General features: G+C 46.4%; 18 protein-coding genes. 5 read left to right on the top strand and 13 right to left on the bottom strand.

What is annotated here, in order from left to right; translation table 11 throughout:
* Positions 1-255 (top strand): IS30 family transposase (locus tag BMZ71_RS09535; RefSeq protein ID WP_143071417.1); only part of this gene is annotated, 255 nt, incomplete at its 5' end.
* 270 nt (positions 256-525) lie between these two features.
* On the opposite strand, the gene BMZ71_RS09530 is transcribed toward BMZ71_RS09535, so the two are convergent.
* The 6 genes from BMZ71_RS09530 to murB form a co-directional block, all read right to left on the bottom strand.
* A complete protein-coding gene (locus tag BMZ71_RS09530; protein WP_086989763.1) occupies positions 526-1,596 on the bottom strand; it encodes an ABC transporter substrate-binding protein in 1,071 nt (356 codons plus the stop codon).
* The gene (locus BMZ71_RS09525; protein ID WP_068558521.1) at positions 1,593-2,444 is read right to left on the bottom strand and encodes an ABC transporter permease; all 852 of its coding nucleotides are present in this window, start codon (positions 2,442-2,444) and stop codon (positions 1,593-1,595) included. The genes BMZ71_RS09530 and BMZ71_RS09525 overlap by 4 nt, the downstream gene beginning before the upstream one ends.
* Positions 2,441-3,256, bottom strand: coding sequence for an ABC transporter permease (locus BMZ71_RS09520; RefSeq protein ID WP_086989765.1), 816 nt, complete (start codon positions 3,254-3,256; stop codon positions 2,441-2,443). Before BMZ71_RS09520 ends, BMZ71_RS09525 begins: the two co-directional genes overlap by 4 nt.
* Before the next feature lie 12 nt (positions 3,257-3,268).
* Positions 3,269-4,357, bottom strand: coding sequence for an ABC transporter ATP-binding protein (locus tag BMZ71_RS09515; protein ID WP_086989767.1), 1,089 nt, complete (start codon positions 4,355-4,357; stop codon positions 3,269-3,271).
* A 203-nt stretch (positions 4,358-4,560) separates the two neighbouring features.
* The gene (locus BMZ71_RS09510; RefSeq protein WP_086989768.1) at positions 4,561-6,264 is read right to left on the bottom strand and encodes an ABC transporter ATP-binding protein; all 1,704 of its coding nucleotides are present in this window, start codon (positions 6,262-6,264) and stop codon (positions 4,561-4,563) included.
* An 88-nt stretch (positions 6,265-6,352) separates the two neighbouring features.
* Positions 6,353-7,267 carry a UDP-N-acetylmuramate dehydrogenase gene (gene murB / locus BMZ71_RS09505; RefSeq protein ID WP_086989770.1) on the bottom strand — a complete coding sequence of 305 codons (915 nt, stop codon included), beginning with the start codon at positions 7,265-7,267 and terminating at the stop codon, positions 6,353-6,355.
* Between the two features lie 324 nt (positions 7,268-7,591).
* On the opposite strand from murB, the gene BMZ71_RS09500 reads away from it, so the two are divergent.
* The 3 genes from BMZ71_RS09500 to BMZ71_RS09490 are packed head-to-tail and all read left to right on the top strand — an operon-like array spanning position 7,592 to position 9,450.
* A complete protein-coding gene (locus BMZ71_RS09500) occupies positions 7,592-7,840 on the top strand; it encodes a hypothetical protein (RefSeq protein ID WP_086989771.1) in 249 nt (82 codons plus the stop codon).
* A 14-nt stretch (positions 7,841-7,854) separates the two neighbouring features.
* Positions 7,855-8,616 carry an exodeoxyribonuclease III gene (locus tag BMZ71_RS09495; RefSeq protein ID WP_086989774.1) on the top strand — a complete coding sequence of 254 codons (762 nt, stop codon included), beginning with the start codon at positions 7,855-7,857 and terminating at the stop codon, positions 8,614-8,616.
* A 48-nt stretch (positions 8,617-8,664) separates the two neighbouring features.
* Complete coding sequence (locus tag BMZ71_RS09490; RefSeq protein WP_086989775.1) at positions 8,665-9,450, top strand: SDR family oxidoreductase; 786 nt, start codon at positions 8,665-8,667, stop codon at positions 9,448-9,450.
* A 117-nt stretch (positions 9,451-9,567) separates the two neighbouring features.
* Here BMZ71_RS09490 and BMZ71_RS09485 read toward each other — a convergent pair whose 3' ends face one another.
* The 6 genes from BMZ71_RS09485 to pta form a co-directional block, all read right to left on the bottom strand.
* The gene (locus BMZ71_RS09485) at positions 9,568-10,212 is read right to left on the bottom strand and encodes a dienelactone hydrolase family protein (protein ID WP_086989777.1); all 645 of its coding nucleotides are present in this window, start codon (positions 10,210-10,212) and stop codon (positions 9,568-9,570) included.
* 56 nt (positions 10,213-10,268) lie between these two features.
* Entirely contained in the window at positions 10,269-10,397 is a 129-nt protein-coding gene (locus BMZ71_RS15445; protein WP_256957879.1) for a hypothetical protein, read from the bottom strand.
* 158 nt (positions 10,398-10,555) lie between these two features.
* On the bottom strand, positions 10,556-11,524 hold the full coding sequence (locus BMZ71_RS09480) for a metal ABC transporter substrate-binding protein (protein WP_198143271.1): 969 nt from the start codon (positions 11,522-11,524) through the stop codon (positions 10,556-10,558).
* Between the two features lie 677 nt (positions 11,525-12,201).
* Positions 12,202-12,732 (bottom strand): GNAT family N-acetyltransferase, encoded by a 531-nt coding sequence (locus BMZ71_RS09475; protein ID WP_068558548.1) that lies wholly within the window; start codon positions 12,730-12,732, stop codon positions 12,202-12,204.
* Position 12,733: 1 nt separating this feature from the next.
* Positions 12,734-13,216, bottom strand: a complete 483-nt coding sequence (gene tsaE, locus BMZ71_RS09470; RefSeq protein WP_086989779.1) for a tRNA (adenosine(37)-N6)-threonylcarbamoyltransferase complex ATPase subunit type 1 TsaE — start codon at positions 13,214-13,216, stop codon at positions 12,734-12,736.
* A 154-nt stretch (positions 13,217-13,370) separates the two neighbouring features.
* On the bottom strand, positions 13,371-14,345 hold the full coding sequence (gene pta / locus BMZ71_RS09465) for a phosphate acetyltransferase (RefSeq protein WP_086989780.1): 975 nt from the start codon (positions 14,343-14,345) through the stop codon (positions 13,371-13,373).
* A 224-nt stretch (positions 14,346-14,569) separates the two neighbouring features.
* On the opposite strand from pta, the gene BMZ71_RS09460 reads away from it, so the two are divergent.
* The gene (locus BMZ71_RS09460) at positions 14,570-15,052 is read left to right on the top strand and encodes a glutathione peroxidase (RefSeq protein ID WP_086989782.1); all 483 of its coding nucleotides are present in this window, start codon (positions 14,570-14,572) and stop codon (positions 15,050-15,052) included.
* Positions 15,053-15,117: 65 nt separating this feature from the next.
* On the opposite strand, the gene BMZ71_RS09455 is transcribed toward BMZ71_RS09460, so the two are convergent.
* The gene (locus BMZ71_RS09455; protein WP_086989783.1) at positions 15,118-16,617 is read right to left on the bottom strand and encodes a gluconokinase; all 1,500 of its coding nucleotides are present in this window, start codon (positions 16,615-16,617) and stop codon (positions 15,118-15,120) included.
* Positions 16,618-16,636: the final 19 nt, after the last annotated feature.

Below are 16,636 nucleotides of genomic sequence, written 5' to 3'. Positions count from 1 at the left end.
CTTATCGAAAGCATCGCTGAAGACGTTCAGGTTTTCTTTACTCATGCGTATGCTTCTTGGGAGAAAGGAACGAACGAAAGGCATAACCGCATGCTCCGAGAATTTATCCCAAAGGGAGTCACTCTGCGTCCATTGTCCTATTCGTATTTACTGGAAGTAACCGATACGATCAACCACAGACCAAGAAAAATAATGGGCTATACAACACCTGCAGAACGCCTTCAGGAAGAACTGGCCGATTTACAAGCAGCTTAAGGTGTTTTGTTGGTTTTATAGGATAAGAGAATAGCTTAGCTGAGTCAAGAGCCGCTTCGCTCCTTCTCTTGACTCAGCTAACCTATTCTCTTGGGTCAGAACCACCAACAACTCACCTGAAAAATGGTAAGGGATGAAACACTCCCTGCCGTCAATGGCTTCAAAGCATTGGTAATACTGGATTATTGAGTAATTCGCTGTCTATAAAGGTTTTTAAAATTTTTTATGCATTTGATATTGCAATTAAGCCACATTTATCAATTTTTGGCATTATTTTCTGTACATTTTAATTTCCAAGAACAGGTCATTATACGTCCCAAGGGTTTTGGCTCCTAGGTTTTCATAGACTTCGAGTTTATCCATGATTTCGTCGGACGGGTAGAATTGCTCGTCGCTGGTAATTTCGGGATCCATCAGCTCGATGGCATTTTGGTTCGGTGTGGCGTAGCCGACATATTCCGCGTTGATGGCCGCATTTTCAGGTTCCAGCATGAAATTGATGAAAGCGTACGCCCCTTCGATATTTTTGGCGGTCTTGGGGATGACGATGTTGTCGAACCAGAGATTGGAGCCTTCCTCAGGGATTACGTAATGAAGATTTTCATTTTCCCAAAGCATCTCGCTGGCCTCACCAGAGAAAGTCACGGCGATGGCCGCTTCCTCCTGGATCATATACATTTTTATTTCATCAGCAACGATCGCTTTGACATTCGGGGTGATACCTTTTAGTTTCTCAGCGATTTCTCCCAAAATGATCGGGTCTGTCTCGTTCAATGAGTAGCCTTCACTTTGGAGGCCCAGCCCCATCACTTCTCGCGCTCCATCGATCAAAAGCAGACTGTTAGCATAGCCCGGATCCCAAAGATCCGACCAGGAAGTGATTTCTTCCGTCACCATTTTGTCATTATAGATGATGCCCAAGGTTCCCCAGAAATAAGGGATGGAGTACTTATTGCCTTCATCGAACGGCAAATCCAGGAAACGCGGGTCAATGTTTTCCAGACCTTCGATCTTCGCGTGGTCCAGCGCAATCAGAAGGTCTTCTTCAGCCATCTTGTCGATCATGTACTCTGAAGGGATACTCAGATCGTAGGCCGTTCCACCTTGTTTTACTTTTGTGTACATCGCCTCGTTCGAATCGAACGTTTCATAAGAAACTTTATAACCTGTCTCCTCCTCGAATTTCGTGATCAGTTCCGGTTCGATATAATCACCCCAGTTGTAGATCGTCAGCGTATTCCCGTCCGAAAAGCCTTGCGCTCTGTTCAAAGCGTTTATCCCGAAAGCGATTGCCGCACAAGCAAACAAGATAACAGCCGCCATTCCCATTAATTTTTTCATCCTCTTTTCACCATCCGTTCCGAATCGGCGCTTTTTCCGATCGCCTTCATTTGCTGCGCATGCTTATTGTGCCCGTACTGTTGAATGAAATAGTAGCCAAGGACCAAAAGCAGCGTAAACAGGAACATCAGCGCACTGAGGGCATTGATTTCCAAGCTGACTCCACGGCGCGCCCGCGAATAGATTTCCACAGCTAAAGTGGTGAAGCCATTCCCCGTCACGAAAAAAGTCACCGCAAAATCATCCAAGGAATAGGTAAAGGCCATAAAGAAGCCACTCAGGATCCCCGGAGTGATACTAGGAATCAGGATTCTGCTGAAAACCTGACCGCTGCTGGCACCCAGATCCTGAGCCGCGCTGATCATCGAATCATTCATCTCATAAAGTTTCGGCAGTACCATCAGCACGACGATCGGGATCGAAAACGCGATATGCGAGAGCAGTACAGAAGAAAATCCCAACGAAAAGCCGAGCATCGTGAACAAGATCAGTAGGCTGGCACCGATGATGACGTCCGGAGAAACCATCAGCACGTTGTTCAGACTCAAGAGCGTATTCTTTATATTACGCTTTTTCGTGTAGTATATGAAGATTGCACCCATCGTACCGATTGCAGTCGCGATAAGGGCCGACAGCAAGGCCACTAAAAAGGTATTCAAAACGATGCCGATCAAACGCGTATCCTCAAATACAGCCTGGTAATGTTCCCAGGTGAAGCCCGTGAAATCGTTCATGGTCCCGCCGGCATTGAACGAATAAAAAATCAGATAAAAGATCGGCAGATACAGAATCGTAAAAACGAGTCCAAGAAAGGCATTGTTCCACTTCGTGTTGGCTGTTCCCTTCATTTAGATCCCCTGCCCTTCTTCTTTTTGTCGCTCGTCAGGGACATGATGGCGATCATGCTGATGATCAGGATGACGCCGATTGTGGAGCCCATCCCCCAGTTCTGGGTAACCAGGAAATGCTGTTCCACAGCGGTTCCCAGCGTAATTACCCGGTTTCCCCCGATCAGCCGCGTCAGCATGAACAACGACAGCGATGGAATGAAGACGGCCTGAAAGCCGCTGCGCACACCGCTCAGCGTCAACGGAAAGATGACGCGCGTCAAAGTCTGCATCCTTGTCGCACCTAAGTCTTCGCTGGCTACGATAAGTGACGGCTTCAGCTCTTCGATCGAATTGAAGATCGGCAGGATCATGAACGGCAGCTCGATATAAGCCGCCACAAAAATGAAACTGAAGTCTGTGAACAGGATCTGTTGCGGACTTATCCCCATGAAGCCAAGGAATTGATTGACCGTCCCGCTCTGACTGAACAAACCGATGAAGGCATAGGCCTTCAGCAGCAGATTGATCCAGGTCGGCAGAATGATCAGGGACAGCCAAAGTTGCTTGTGCTTCGTCCGACTCAGGAACAACGCGGTCGGATAACTGACCAGGAACGTAACGAGTGTGATGATGAACGCATAAAGGAACGAATTCAAGGTCATCCGCAGATAATTTCCCGAACTGAAATAATTTGCGTAGTTGGAAAAAGTGAAAGCCCCGGTGATATCGAAAAAGGACTGGTACAGGATCAACAACATCGGTGAAATAACAAACAGCCCCAACCAAAGTACGTAAGGAACAGAATAGAACGCTCTAGAATTTTTCGTCATGTCTCTTCCCCCCTACTCTTCATAGCTTTCGAGACGGGCATCGAACTCTTCTTCGGATTCGCCCAGACGCATGACGTGGATGTCTTGTGGCCCGAAATGAAGCCCGACATCTTTGCCGATTTCTGCGCTCTTGGTGGAATGGATCATCCACTCGTTTCCATCCTTGTCATAACCGATAATCTCGTAGTGGACGCCGCGGAACAATTGTGTATCAATATTCACGACCAGTTTACCATTTTCGACAGTCGTCAGTTCCAGATCTTCCGGACGTATGACAATTTCGATTTTTTCGCCCGGCGTGATGCCGGCGTCGGAACATTCGAACTCTTTGCCCACGAAGCGGACTTTATAATCCTCAACCATCGTACCCGGAACGATATTGCTTTCACCGATGAAATCTGCCACGAATCGGTCGATCGGCTCGTCGTAAATGTCAACAGGCGTTCCGCTCTGGACAATTGCGCCCTTATTCATTACAAAAATCCAATCGCTCATGGCCAACGCTTCTTCCTGATCATGCGTGACAAAAATGAAAGTGATGCCAAGACGTTGCTGCAATTCCCTCAGTTCGTACTGCATGTCCGTGCGCAGCTTCAAGTCCAACGCCGACAAGGGTTCATCCAGGAGCAACACATCCGGTTCGTTGACTATAGCTCTGGCGATTGCAACCCGCTGTTGTTGGCCACCCGACATTTCACTGATTTCACGATTTTCATAGCCTTCAAGTTGGACCATTTTCAAGGCTTCTTTCACTTTTTGTATGATTTGGTCCTTAGGCATTTTCTTGATCGTCAATCCGAATGCAATGTTATCGAAAACATTCATGTGGGGAAACAAGGCATAGTCCTGGAAAACGGTATTGACTTTACGTCGGTTCGCTGGAATGTCATTTACGGTTTCGCCATTTATTTTTATGACGCCTTCGGTAGCATCCGCGAATCCGGCTATCAAACGCAGGATTGTTGTTTTTCCACAGCCGGAGGGGCCCAATAAAGTATAGAATTTGCCTTTTTCAAGTTCAATGTTAATATCGTGCAACACAGTGTCATCATCATATACTTTTTTTACATTCTCCAAAGTGATGATTGGTTTATCAGTCATTTTCTCACGCCTTTGTCATTTAATTTAGGGAAGCTTGAAACGGCAGCCTTCCAGTGTCTCTGCGCACTTTCCAGCGGCATTCAGTACTTTCATGTTAACATATAACACTATCATTATATAAGAAGTAGGCTCATTTACAATGAAACCTGAACAAAAAACGCCAGAAACGATCATTCTGACGTTTGGGACTTATATGGATTTTACTAGAACAGACGCGCAGCCCGATCGTAGTAGACGAATTTTTCCGTAAAGGAGTAAGGATCTGTCATACCGATTTGATTCGCGAAGGTGAACAATGTGGTCTCTTTCAGTGAGGCTACTTGAATCAGCCTTGGATTGATGAGGACAAAAGCGGAACTCGTATCAGCCACAATTTTCCCTTTAGCCATGACGACCGCTCTGCGGGTGTATTCGAGCATCAGATGCATATCATGCGTTACAATGACGACGGTTACGCCGTTCTGGTGAATCTGTTGAAGGAAATTCATGATGTCTTTATAGTGACTGAAATCTTGTCCAGCGGCCGGTTCGTCCAGGATGATCAGTTCAGGGTCAAGCGCCAATACGGCTGCAATCGAAACCCGTTTCAGTTGGCCGAAACTCAGCATAGATAACGGTAAGTCTTTGATGTATTGCAGTCCGCAGACTTTCGCAACTTCATCAACTTTCTTTTCGATCTCTTTCTCATCCATGTTGCGCTGTCTCAGTTTTAAGGCAATTTCTGCATACACGGTTTCCTGTGACAAACTGTCTTTCGGATTCTGCGGGACGTACCCTACGTATTTTTCAGCCTCATCCGCATCAATGTCGCTGATTTCATGGCCTTTCCAATAGATCCGGCCACTTTGCGGTTTTTCTTCTCCGGTCATCAAACGGGAAAGCGTCGATTTTCCGGCGCCGTTTGCACCGACAAGGCTGAGCATTTCCCCTTTGTAAATACGGAGGAAGGCTCCATCGACGATATCTTCGTCATTCCAAGGATATTTGAACGATAAGCCATCCAGTTCCAAAAGCACTTCATCATAGTCGGCATAACGGAATTGCGGCAAATAATTCAGCCAACTCTCCATTTGTTCCTTTAATTGCGGTCCGTTCACTTTCTTTACATTCGCCAGCTCCCTGACATTGTCCAGATCGACTCCGGCATAGCGCATCGCCGTGATGTACAGCGGCTCCCTGATGCCGATATCGCTCAAAATTTCGGTGCGGAGTATCTCTTCCGGCGTTGCGTCAGCGATGATCCGTCCACCGGAAAACAACAGGATACGGTCGATCGGTTGTGCCAAGACATCTTCAAGCCTATGTTCGATGATGAGGACAGTCGTATCGCTGACGCGATGCAGATCTTCAATGAATTTCATAGCCAAATCCCCGGAACTCGGGTCCAGATTCGCTAATGGCTCATCAAATAAAATCAATGGTTTGCCATCCAAGGAGATACCCGCCATTGTGATGTCAACCAATTGCTGTTCCGACAATTTCATGAAACTGCGCTTCAGATAAGGCCGTTTCTGCAAAAATTCGTGCCAATTCTCCAGTTTTTTCAAATCTTCGGCGGAACGGAATGGAATTTGTTGTTTCACTCCAAATTTTCCCATCTGATCTGCGTGGGGAATCAAGCTATTCTTTATCAGCTTCATTTCATTCGGAAGAAAATCTTCAAAAGGGGCTACTGTTTGGTCAACTTGATGGTGAAAGAGGATATTTCCACTCACATCGCCGTTCTCTTCACTCGGCAATACGCCTGTAAGGCAGCGGGCAAAGGTCGTTTTCCCCGATCCGCTAGGGCCGAGCACAAGTATTTTTTCCCCTTCGTAGATAGTGACATTCAGTTCTTCCAAAGTCGGTTCGTTTTGATCTGAATAAGTAAAACTAAAGTTCTGAAAAGATATCAGTGGTCTTCGCATGGCTATCCTCCTTCATTAGTATATTCAAAAAAATAATTTAGTACTATCCAAAAAAGAGCTGAATGTTCACACCCAGCCTTCTTTTCACCTATACGCTTCCCACTTTATCTTCTCCGATGATCCGGACTTCCGTTTCCAATGGCACGCCATAATGCTCCATTATGACTTTTTTTATATGCGCTATCAGTTCAATGTAGTCGGTTGCTGTAGCTTGATTGATGTTCACGATGAAACCTGCATGCTTCATCGAAACCTGCGCTCCGCCCCACGTCAAGCCCTGAAGACCCGCTTCTTGGATCAATTTACCCGTGAAATATCCAGTTGGCCTTTTGAAGACACTCCCACATGAGGGATATTCCAACGGCTGCTTCGACTCGCGCAAGGCAGTCAATTCATCCATTCGGGCTTTAATCGCTTCATGCTTGCCTTTTTCCAGCTCGAACACAACTTCGAGAACGATTTCGTTCGTTTCCTGAAGTTTACTATGGCGATAGGAAAACTCAAGTTCATCCTTCGAGTAGGTTTTTATTTTGCCTTCGCGGGTGATCACCACAACGGATTCGATAACTTCTTCGACTTCACCGTCGTATGCTCCAGCATTCATATAGACCGCTCCGCCGACGCTGCCAGGAATACCGCATGCAAATTCCAATCCGCTCAACCGCTCAGCTAAAGCCATCCGCGAAGCGTCGATCAAGCGTGCCCCGCTCTGGACGGTTAACCGATGGCGTTTCACTTCCATGTGGTCCATTTCCGTCAGGATCATAACGATACCGCGGACACCACCATCCTTGATGATGACATTACTGGAGTTGCCCAATACCGTCAAAGGCACTTGTTTCTCGTTCACCCAAGCGACAATAGCTGCAACCTCATCTTTGGACTTCGGAAAGACAAGCACGTCTGCTGGGCCGCCTGTTTTTGTATATGTATAGTGTGACAAATTTTCATTCTCTTTAACGATTATTTCAGGAAACTGTTGTTTTATTTCCTTTCCCAACATTCATTTCACCCACTAAATTTATTTATGTAGTCCATTTTAACATCACTTGATACCGATTTGTATCAAATTAGTAAGCGGCAGCAATTAATTATACCCTTTTAATCCTTAATTAACCTAATTTTAATAAAAATCAATCATGCGCCTATTCATGCTATTCTAACACAAGTTTATGAAAAAATTTACAATTTAATCAATTTGAAATAGCATTGTTAGATAGCGGGAATCCATTTGCTTCTTTGAACGCTGCTTTCGACCCTATACTTTGCAATTAGAATGTGCAGGTATGGTAAAATAGGATACATAATAGATAAAGGGGGCTGCTCTATGCAACCGAAACAAATCAGAAACGGCATTACTTTCACACTCTTATCCATCCTATATCCGCTTTACCTTTTTACTACCAAAGATCCTGATTCGGTATCCACTACATCATTAGGATTGGCGCTTTTTTTGCCGATAGTCGGAACGATTTTTGCGCTGAACATCCCGGAACCAAAAATGAAGTGGACACTGGCCGCCATCAATCTGGTCATTTTCATCCTGTTCCTTTATTACACGCTTGCATTGCGTTAAGGCGGGTGGAAAAAATGGATCTTAAATTTGTCTCATGGAACGTCAACGGCTTGCGAGCTGTCGTAAACAAGAATTTTGCGGATATTTTTTTAGACTTCGACGCCGATTTTTTTTGTCTTCAGGAAACGAAACTGCAGGAAGGACAAATTGATTTAACATTTCCCGGATATGAATCCTACTGGAATTATGCCGATCGCAAGGGCTATTCCGGAACCGCGATATACACGAAACACATCCCGCTTTCTGTCCGATTAGGCATTGGCGTTACCGAACATGATACGGAAGGACGCGTCATCACTTTGGAGTATACTGATTTCTTTCTGGTCACTGTGTATACGCCCAATTCCCAGGAGCAACTGAAGCGATTGGACTACCGGATGCATTGGGAATCTGCGTTTCTGGCTTATCTGAAAGGGCTGGAAACCGAAAAACCAGTCATCGTCTGCGGCGATCTGAACGTTGCCCACGCAAACATCGATCTGAAGAATTGGAAAACGAACCGCAAGAACGCGGGCTTTTCGGACGAGGAACGTGCCAAGTTCAGCGAAATGATGGCTAACGGGTTCATCGACACTTTCCGCTACTTTCATCCGGATGCGGAAGGCAGGTACTCTTGGTGGAGCTACCGCTTCAACGCCCGCAAAAACAATGCTGGTTGGCGGATCGACTACTTCCTTGTATCGGAAGCGTTAAAAGATGCCTTAGTCGATGCGGAAATCCATGAAAATATCTTTGGGAGCGATCATTGTCCGGTATCGCTGAAGCTTTCGCTGTAGCACGGACTCAATAGAATCACAGCATCAAATAGTCAGGAGGAATGGCAGATGGATTTTCAAGATCGTGTAGTTGTGGTTACAGGCGGAGCAAACGGCATCGGTCGGGCTACAGTGGAAGCTTTTTTGACCGCTGGTGCCGCTGTCGCATTTGTGGATACAGATAAGCAAGCTGGGCAGAAGATCGTTTCACGTTTCGAAAGGAACGACGTGTATTTTCATCACGGAGACATTACCGAGGAAGCTGTCCTGCATGCTTTTGCGGAAGCCGTCAAACAACGCTTCGGCAAACTCGATTATCTGGTGAACAATGCCTGTATCAGTAAAAAGGGCATCCTTTCGGCGTGTTCCTATCAGGATTTCAATTATGTGCTGACTTTAGGCGTCACAGCTCCGTACCTGTTGACGAGCTTGTTTTTGCCGGTGTTCACAGCTGGCGCCTCGGTCGTGAACATCGCATCAAGCCGCGGTTTCATGTCGCAAAAGGACACCGAAAGTTACTCGGCGGCTAAAGGCGGCATCCTCGCGTTGACGCACGCCCTCAGCATCTCATTGGCCGGGAAAGCCCGGGTCAATTCCATCAGCCCGGGTTGGATCGACACGGGTTCCTTCCATAAAGAGGAAAACTATCAACCGGACTATGAAGCTGCGGATCTCCTGCAGCATCCCGTCGGCCGTGTCGGTGTGCCGGATGATATCGTACAGATGATCCGTTTCCTCTGCAGCGACGCAGCCGGCTTCATCACCGGACAGAATTTCACTGTCGATGGCGGGATGTCCAAGCTCATGATCTACCACAACGACCATGGCTGGACCTATAATCCCGAAGCCGAATGATCGGCCGTGTTGGGTGAACGCGCATGCTGAACTACCCACAAAAATAAGCAGGACGACCTTCATATGAAAGGTATCCTGCTTATTTTTGTTATCCGGCCCGAATCAATTCGGTCGGCCTTATTTTCCCGGAAACTGCTTCACGAACCATTGTGCAGCCAACTCGGCAACCTGTTCCAGTGTCCCGGCTTCTTCGAACAGGTGGGTGGCTCCCGGAATAAGGGTCATTTCTTTTTCGCAGTTCAGTAATGCGTAGGCCTGCTCATTCAGCTCGATTACGCCGTCATCATAGCCACCCACCAACAACAACGTCGGGGCTGTGACTTTGGCCAAATATGCTTTCGCCAAATCCGGACGTCCGCCTCGCGAAACAACGGCCTTGATTTCATCGCCTAACGCAGCTGCCGATTGCAGAGCAGCTGCCGCTCCCGTACTGGATCCGAAATACCCGATCGGCAACTGTTTCGTTTCATCCTGCTGCTTGGCCCAATTCTCGGCAAGCGTCAACCGCTGAGCCAACAGATCGATATCAAAACGCTTGTCGGTCCACTCGCTTTCTGCTTCCGTCAACAAATCCAACAACAAAGTGGACAAGCCATGTGCCCGCAGTACGCTGGCCACGTATTTGTTGCGCACACTGTGTCGGCTGCTGCCGCTACCGTGGGCAAAAATGACAAGGCCTTTCGGGTCTCTGTGCAGGACCAAATCACCCATCAAGGTGACGCCCGCACCGGTTATCCTGACTGCCGTTTCTGGATCACTCATCTGCCTTCTCCTCCTTCACATGCATACTTCGGAGTAAGGCGACGACCTCATTGTCGTCAAGCTGATCGAAGCGGACATAGTAGGCCCCCTCGAGGCAGAGCAAATACGATGATATCTTCTCCGCGGTACTTCTCCAAAGCTTCCGCCAGCAGCATGCCGGCCTCTTTGCGATCGTTAAAAAGCATAACGTTCCCTCCTTGTCCAACAATAGCTTCCAATTGACTGAAACAAGTGCATGTTGTTCGACTGTTTTCCGACTTTCACTGCAATTTTTTTCTGCAGTCTTTTCTCAACCAAATCATAGCACGCAAAGGTCCCAAGGAGGAGCAATAACACTTCTGGATCAGTTGATACTTTTCTTCAATGCCTCAAGATTATCCAGCATGACCGAAATATAATCCGAACCCTTTTTCTGGTCCTCTTCGGTGATCCCTTCGAGAGGACTCAATACCGCCAGTTCGACGCCGACCTCTTCCGCAAGCGTCTCCGCCGTCTGTGAAGAAGCATTGTTCTCAAAATAAATATGCGAAATATTGTTGGCTTTCACGTAATCGGAAAGTGTGGCCAAAGCTGCCGCGCTCGGTTCAACCTCGGCATTCAGACCCGTTACGGAAATCTGATTAAGATCATAGCGGGCCGCCAAATAAGCGAAAGCCGCATGCTGCGTCACGAAAGTACGGTTTTCTGTTCCTTCAAATGCAGCTCGGTAGGCTTCATCCAATTCATTCAGTTTCCCGTTATAAATTCCGGCATTTTCCAGATAATCCTCAGCATTGTCTGGATCCGCTTCAGCTAATCCTTCCGCAATCGTTGATACCTCTGTCTGCGCAAGCACAGGGTCCAACCAAACATGCGGATCGACAGTATGCGAATGACCAGCATTCGCCCCTTCCTCCTCAGACTCATGATCGTGCGCGTGAGCCTCGCCTTCATACTCCAACAGCGTGATTGCGTCGCTCGCACAAATGACCACCATATCCGAAGTATCGATGGACGCCAGCACATCCGGCACCCATGTCTCCATCTCGGGACTGTTGTAGATGAAAACATCGGCATCTTGGATTTCGGCGATCATCTGGCTCGAAGGTTCAAAGGAATGCACCTCCATTCCGGCTTCCAAAAGCATGCTCACCTCGGCATCGTCCTGCGCAACCTGTTTCGTAAAATCGTACATCGGATAAAAGGTCGTGACAACCTGCAGCTTGTCCGACTCCGTATTTTCTGTTGTGCTCCCGGCTGCTCCGCAACCAGCCAATAGTGCAGTTGCCCCTACTAGCGACAAAGCCCACTTCATGCTCTTTTTTTGTTTCATTTTGCTCTTCCTCCGTCTTCTCTTTATGGACTATCCAAAATCGGATAATGATTCTCACTCGCCAAATCGTAACGATTACGTTTTAAAGGATAACTGAAAGATTATGCAGATGCAAGCATTATGTATCAAATAATTTATTCCTTCATATATATAAATTTTTATACTTATCGAAAGCAACCCACTCCTGTCCCTACTACAACGCAAAAAAAGGAAGTGCTCCAACTTTCGGAACACTTCCTCCTAAATCAGTAGTCTCATCCTCGCTTCATTGATTGTTCAATCTTAATGATCTACGAACTTTTCAATACTGGTTACGCTTGGTTTTCAGGCAAGTCATCTAAGCTTTCGCTTCCAGTTGCTTGAATGAAATCTACTGTTTATTGATCTTAGAATGGATCAAGTTTTCATGGCTTAGAAAATTATCTAGGACACAAATTCCGAACCATCTAAGATTTTGCATTAACAGCTTGACTGAAAAGCTGTTAACCGGAAAATCTTTTTGAAGGATTTCCCTGAAAGAGTGGCATACTCTTTTTTGTTTCTTAGTCTTACTTAGTATGTCTCTCTTTGTATAGTTACAATAACACGTAAGCGTTATCAAGTCAAGCAGAAAATGACGCTTTAAATAAAAAAATTTCCCAAATTTTTCACCTAAACTGTCACGCTGCTTTTGTATATTAATCGATCATCAGGCTCATCATGACGCCATCGATAAATTCCCCGTCAATCAACATGGCACGCGGCATCACCGCTTCTCGTTGGTACCCCATTTTTTCATAAAGATGGATGGCGCGTTCGTTTTCGCCATGGACTGTCAGCTCCAGACGACGGATCACGCCGCTCTCGATTGCCCAAGTCTCGATTTCTTCCATAAGGACCGATCCGATTCCGAATCCCCAATACTCCTTCTCGACCGTAATGCCGACTTCACCGACATGTCTAAGTTTGGGTTTATCCGTTGCCCCGACAGACGCCAAACCAATCAATTGCTTGTTATTTATCGTCGCGATCAGCATGACATTGTTGTCTTTCTCCATCAAGTCTTCCAGATAAAGTTCCTCGAAAGCTTCGGACAATTCCAACCCTTCAGCTCCATATGCCAAATACGGTGTCTCAGCGCCAGTCTTTTTGCTGAAAGCGATGATGTCTTTTGCATCGGCCGGAATGGCTTCCCGGATCATGATTTCGACTTTTTCTCTCTTGCGCATATTATTGTCCTTCTTTCTTGAGTATTCCCTGTAGTGTTTCGACCAAAGCATCATAGCGTTCGCCGGTCGGGATAAATGTGACTTCCCGGTTTTCATAAAATTCCCCGGTAGGGACCAATTGGATCGTCAAATATGCATCCGGCAATTCCTCTTCGATGAAGGTAGCCCATTCAATCACCGAAACCCCATTCCCATACAGATATTCCTCCAAGCCCATATCATCGCCTCCGACATCCTCCAGACGATAAACATCCATATGGTACAGCGGCAACCTGCCTTTCGTGTACTCTCTGATCAAAGTATACGTGGGGCTCTTTATGACAGTATCAATACCTAAGCCCTTCGCCAACCCTTTTGTAAAGGTTGTTTTCCCGGCACCTAGATCTCCCTCAAGGAGTATGACGTCTTTCGGTTCCAACAGTTGCGCCAATTGCGCAGCTATCCACTTTGTTTCTTCTTCATTCTTTGCTGTTAAGGTGAACATTCTGTTTCTGCCCCCATCTTCACCAATTTATTTTGTTCCATTCCTTATTATAGAAATATTCACTCCGGAATGCACCTTTTTTCTGAGCATAGTCCAATTTGGCTTGCAAAAAAAAATGGAAAGCCGGATTTGATCCATGCTTTCCATTCTCTTATTAATCAAGTAATGTTTGGTTTGCTGTGATGATGGCTGTTTTATAGACATCTTCTTCGTTACATCCGCGCGACAAATCGGAGATCGGTTTGTTCAAACCTTGCAGGATTGGGCCTACTGCTTCGAAACCACCGAAACGTTGTGCAATTTTGTAGCCGATATTTCCTGATTGGATTTCAGGGAATATGAAGACTTTGGCTTGACCGGCTACAGTTGAGCCAGGTGCTTTTTGTTTAGCGACTACTTCAGAGAAAGCTGCATCGAATTGCAGTTCACCGTCAATGTTGTATTGAGGAGCCAATTCTTTTGCGATTCTTGTAGCTTCCACGACTTTGTCAACTTCTGGTGATGCCGCTGAACCTTTTGTTGAGAAGCTCATCATAGCAACATTTGGTTGGATTTCGAACATTTCAGCTGTCTTAGCACTTTCAACAGCGATTTCAGCCAATTCTTGAGCGCCAGGATTGATGTTGATTGCACAGTCAGCGAAAAGGAATCTTTCAGTACCACGGATCATGATGAAAGCACCACTTGTGCGGCTTACGCCTGGTTTTGTTTTGATGATTTGAAGTGCTGGACGGACAGTATCACCTGTAGAGTGAACGGCACCGCTCACTAAGCCATCTGCCAAACCCATGTGTACTAGCATTGTTCCGAAATAATTCTCATCCAACAATAATTTTTTTGCTTGTTCTTCAGTGACTTTTCCGTTACGGCGAGCGACAAATGACGCAACCATTTCATCGAGTTCAGCATAATCAGTTGGATCGATGATTTGGATACCATTTAGCCTGAATCCGCGGCCTTTTGCAGCTTCTTTAACTGCATCCACATTTCCGATAACGATTGGTTCCACTAAGTCTTCCGCTTTAAGACGTACGACTGCACCTAAGATTCTTGGTTCTAAGCCTTCCGGGAAAACGATTTTTATTTTTTTTCCTACGATTTTTTGGCTTAAGCCTTCAAACATGTCCAAAAAAAATCCCTCCAGATTCGATTTATAATACTCAACTATCATACAGCAAATACGAAAAAAAAAACAGACATTTATGGAATTTACTGTTACAATTTCATCATTTCTCATGAAACTGTCATATCTCCTTCACTTTTTTGCGGGCCTTATCTTTTGCAATCCTTTACATTGGTGTTTATACTATGTTGTAGCATTTAAAAGTAGCATAATAAAAGGAGTCCTTCAATATGTCCATTTATGAATATTCAGCAACTAAAACAGATCAGTCATCTGTATCATTGGAACAGTATAAAGGAAAAGTCATCTGCATCGTCAACACAGCTTCGAAGTGCGGTTTGGTGGGGCAATTGGATGAACTGGAGGAGCTTTACGAAAAATACAAAGACAAGGATTTCATCATTTTGGGATTTCCATCGAATCAGTTCAATAACCAAGAACCTTTGAATGGAGTCGAAGCTGCTGAATTCTGCCGACTCAATTATGGCGTCACTTTTCCGATTTTCGATAAAATCGAAGTGAACGGTGAGAATGCAGATCCTCTTTACAAAAATCTGGTCGAACAGACCGGAGGCGGTGCGATCAAGTGGAATTTCACGAAATTTCTCATCGGCCGCGACGGCGAAATCATCAAGCGTTTTGCCCCGATCACGGCACCGAAGAAAATGACGAAGCTGATCGAAAGCGCACTGGAACAACCAAACCCTCTTTGAGTGCACAAAAAGGCAAGGCCACTGAGTGAAACTCAGTGGCCTTGCCGTTGTTTATTGGTTCTATTTCATTGTTCTGTATAAAATTCCTGCAAGAGCCTGCTCATCTCCTGGTAACGCGGGAACATCGCCGCATAGACGGACTTGCTGTCTTCGTTCGGTTGATGTTCGATTGAAGCACCCATCAACTTTTCTGCGTCATCCACGGATTCCACCAAGCCCAAGCTCTTCAGCGTGATCAAAGCGGCACCCGTACAGGAACTCTCAAAAGTTTCCGGGAATTCGATCGGCATACCGATGATATCCGTCAAGATTTGGCGCCAAGCCAGCGAGCGCGAAAAGCCCCCGCTGGCCATGATTTTTGTTGGTTCGCCGTTCATAGAGATGACCGTTGCCAGCACATCCTTCAGATTCAGGCAGATCCCCTCCAAAACGGAGCGCAAAAAATGTTCTTTCGTATGCAGCATGTTGATGCCGCTGAAATTCCCTCTGGCATCCGCATTCCACAAAGGCGCCCGTTCTCCGTTCAGATAAGGATGAAAAACCAACCCATCAGCGCCAGGTGCGACGTTCGCAATCATCTCCATCGCTTTGTCGTAGAGATCCTCATCAGCAACATTGGCCGGCAAAAATTGTTTGATGGCCCAATCAAAGATGTTTCCGCCATTGTTGACGGCGCCGCCGTTCACATAATGGCTTTCATCCAGGATATAACTGAATGTTCGTCCTTCCGGGCTTACATAAGGTTTTTCACTCGTCATCCGGACCGCACCACTCGTACCGATCGTGATTGTTGCCGTACCGGCGCGAATCGCTCCCATACCCAAGTTGGCTAAGCAGCCGTCATTCCCTCCAACTATGAAGGGCGTATCCGCAGCCAGCCCCAGCAACTCAGCCACTTCCTCCGAGAGGCCGCTCAGCTGTTTACCAGGATTTACCGGCAACGGCAGCATTTGACTCGTGATGCCACAGAATTCCAGAATTTCCTCATCCCAGCGGAATTCCCGGATATTGAACAATCCGGTAGCCGAGGCAACGGAATAGTCCACGACGAATTCACCGAACAGCCGCCAGAGAATGTATTCCTTGATGCCGATGAACCAACGCGCTGCTTGGAACACTTCGGGCTTTTCTGCTTTCAGCCAAAGAATCTTGCTTATCGGGGACATCGGATGCAGCGGTGTGCCTGTTTTTTCGTAAAAACGCTGGCCCATTCCGGAATGCTTCAGCATGCTTGCGTATTTTTTTGAACGATTATCGGCCCAGGTGATGCTCCGAGTCAACGGCGTTCCTTCCGCGTCCATGAGGATCAAGCTGTGCATGGCGCTCGAAAAGCCGATCCCGGCAATATCCGTCGGGCCCAGTTCAGCTTTCTGTATGACTGCTTTTATTGTTTTCAATACGGCTGAAAAGATCTCATCCAAGTCTTGTTCCGCCATTTCGAGATTCTCTTTAATTAATGGATAATGTGCGTACGCTGATTCATAAGCTGAGCCGTCCGTTTCGTACAGTACGGCTTTTGTGCTTGTGGTACCGACATCCACTCCCATGACATATCGTGCTGCCAAATAAAAAACCACCAATCCA

It is taken from the genome of Trichococcus flocculiformis, assembly GCF_900113645.1.
GTDB classification, from domain to species: domain Bacteria; phylum Bacillota; class Bacilli; order Lactobacillales; family Aerococcaceae; genus Trichococcus; species Trichococcus flocculiformis.
This window is presented reverse-complemented; position numbering and strand designations above follow the sequence as displayed.

Coding starts and splice junctions, on each gene's coding strand:
- BMZ71_RS09480 (WP_198143271.1), bottom strand. CDS start 11,524: ATGAAACAAAAAAAGAGCATGAAGTGGGCTTTGTCGCTAGTAGGGGCA.
- BMZ71_RS09495 (WP_086989774.1), top strand. CDS start 7,855: ATGGATCTTAAATTTGTCTCATGGAACGTCAACGGCTTGCGAGCTGTC.
- BMZ71_RS09500 (WP_086989771.1), top strand. CDS start 7,592: ATGCAACCGAAACAAATCAGAAACGGCATTACTTTCACACTCTTATCC.
- murB (WP_086989770.1), bottom strand. CDS start 7,267: ATGTTGGGAAAGGAAATAAAACAACAGTTTCCTGAAATAATCGTTAAA.
- BMZ71_RS09515 (WP_086989767.1), bottom strand. CDS start 4,357: ATGACTGATAAACCAATCATCACTTTGGAGAATGTAAAAAAAGTATAT.
- BMZ71_RS09510 (WP_086989768.1), bottom strand. CDS start 6,264: ATGCGAAGACCACTGATATCTTTTCAGAACTTTAGTTTTACTTATTCA.
- tsaE (WP_086989779.1), bottom strand. CDS start 13,216: ATGTTCACCTTAACAGCAAAGAATGAAGAAGAAACAAAGTGGATAGCT.
- BMZ71_RS09490 (WP_086989775.1), top strand. CDS start 8,665: ATGGATTTTCAAGATCGTGTAGTTGTGGTTACAGGCGGAGCAAACGGC.
- BMZ71_RS09520 (WP_086989765.1), bottom strand. CDS start 3,256: ATGACGAAAAATTCTAGAGCGTTCTATTCTGTTCCTTACGTACTTTGG.
- BMZ71_RS09475 (WP_068558548.1), bottom strand. CDS start 12,732: ATGCGCAAGAGAGAAAAAGTCGAAATCATGATCCGGGAAGCCATTCCG.
- BMZ71_RS09525 (WP_068558521.1), bottom strand. CDS start 2,444: ATGAAGGGAACAGCCAACACGAAGTGGAACAATGCCTTTCTTGGACTC.
- BMZ71_RS09485 (WP_086989777.1), bottom strand. CDS start 10,212: ATGAGTGATCCAGAAACGGCAGTCAGGATAACCGGTGCGGGCGTCACC.
- BMZ71_RS09460 (WP_086989782.1), top strand. CDS start 14,570: ATGTCCATTTATGAATATTCAGCAACTAAAACAGATCAGTCATCTGTA.
- BMZ71_RS09530 (WP_086989763.1), bottom strand. CDS start 1,596: ATGAAAAAATTAATGGGAATGGCGGCTGTTATCTTGTTTGCTTGTGCG.
- BMZ71_RS15445 (WP_256957879.1), bottom strand. CDS start 10,397: ATGCTTTTTAACGATCGCAAAGAGGCCGGCATGCTGCTGGCGGAAGCT.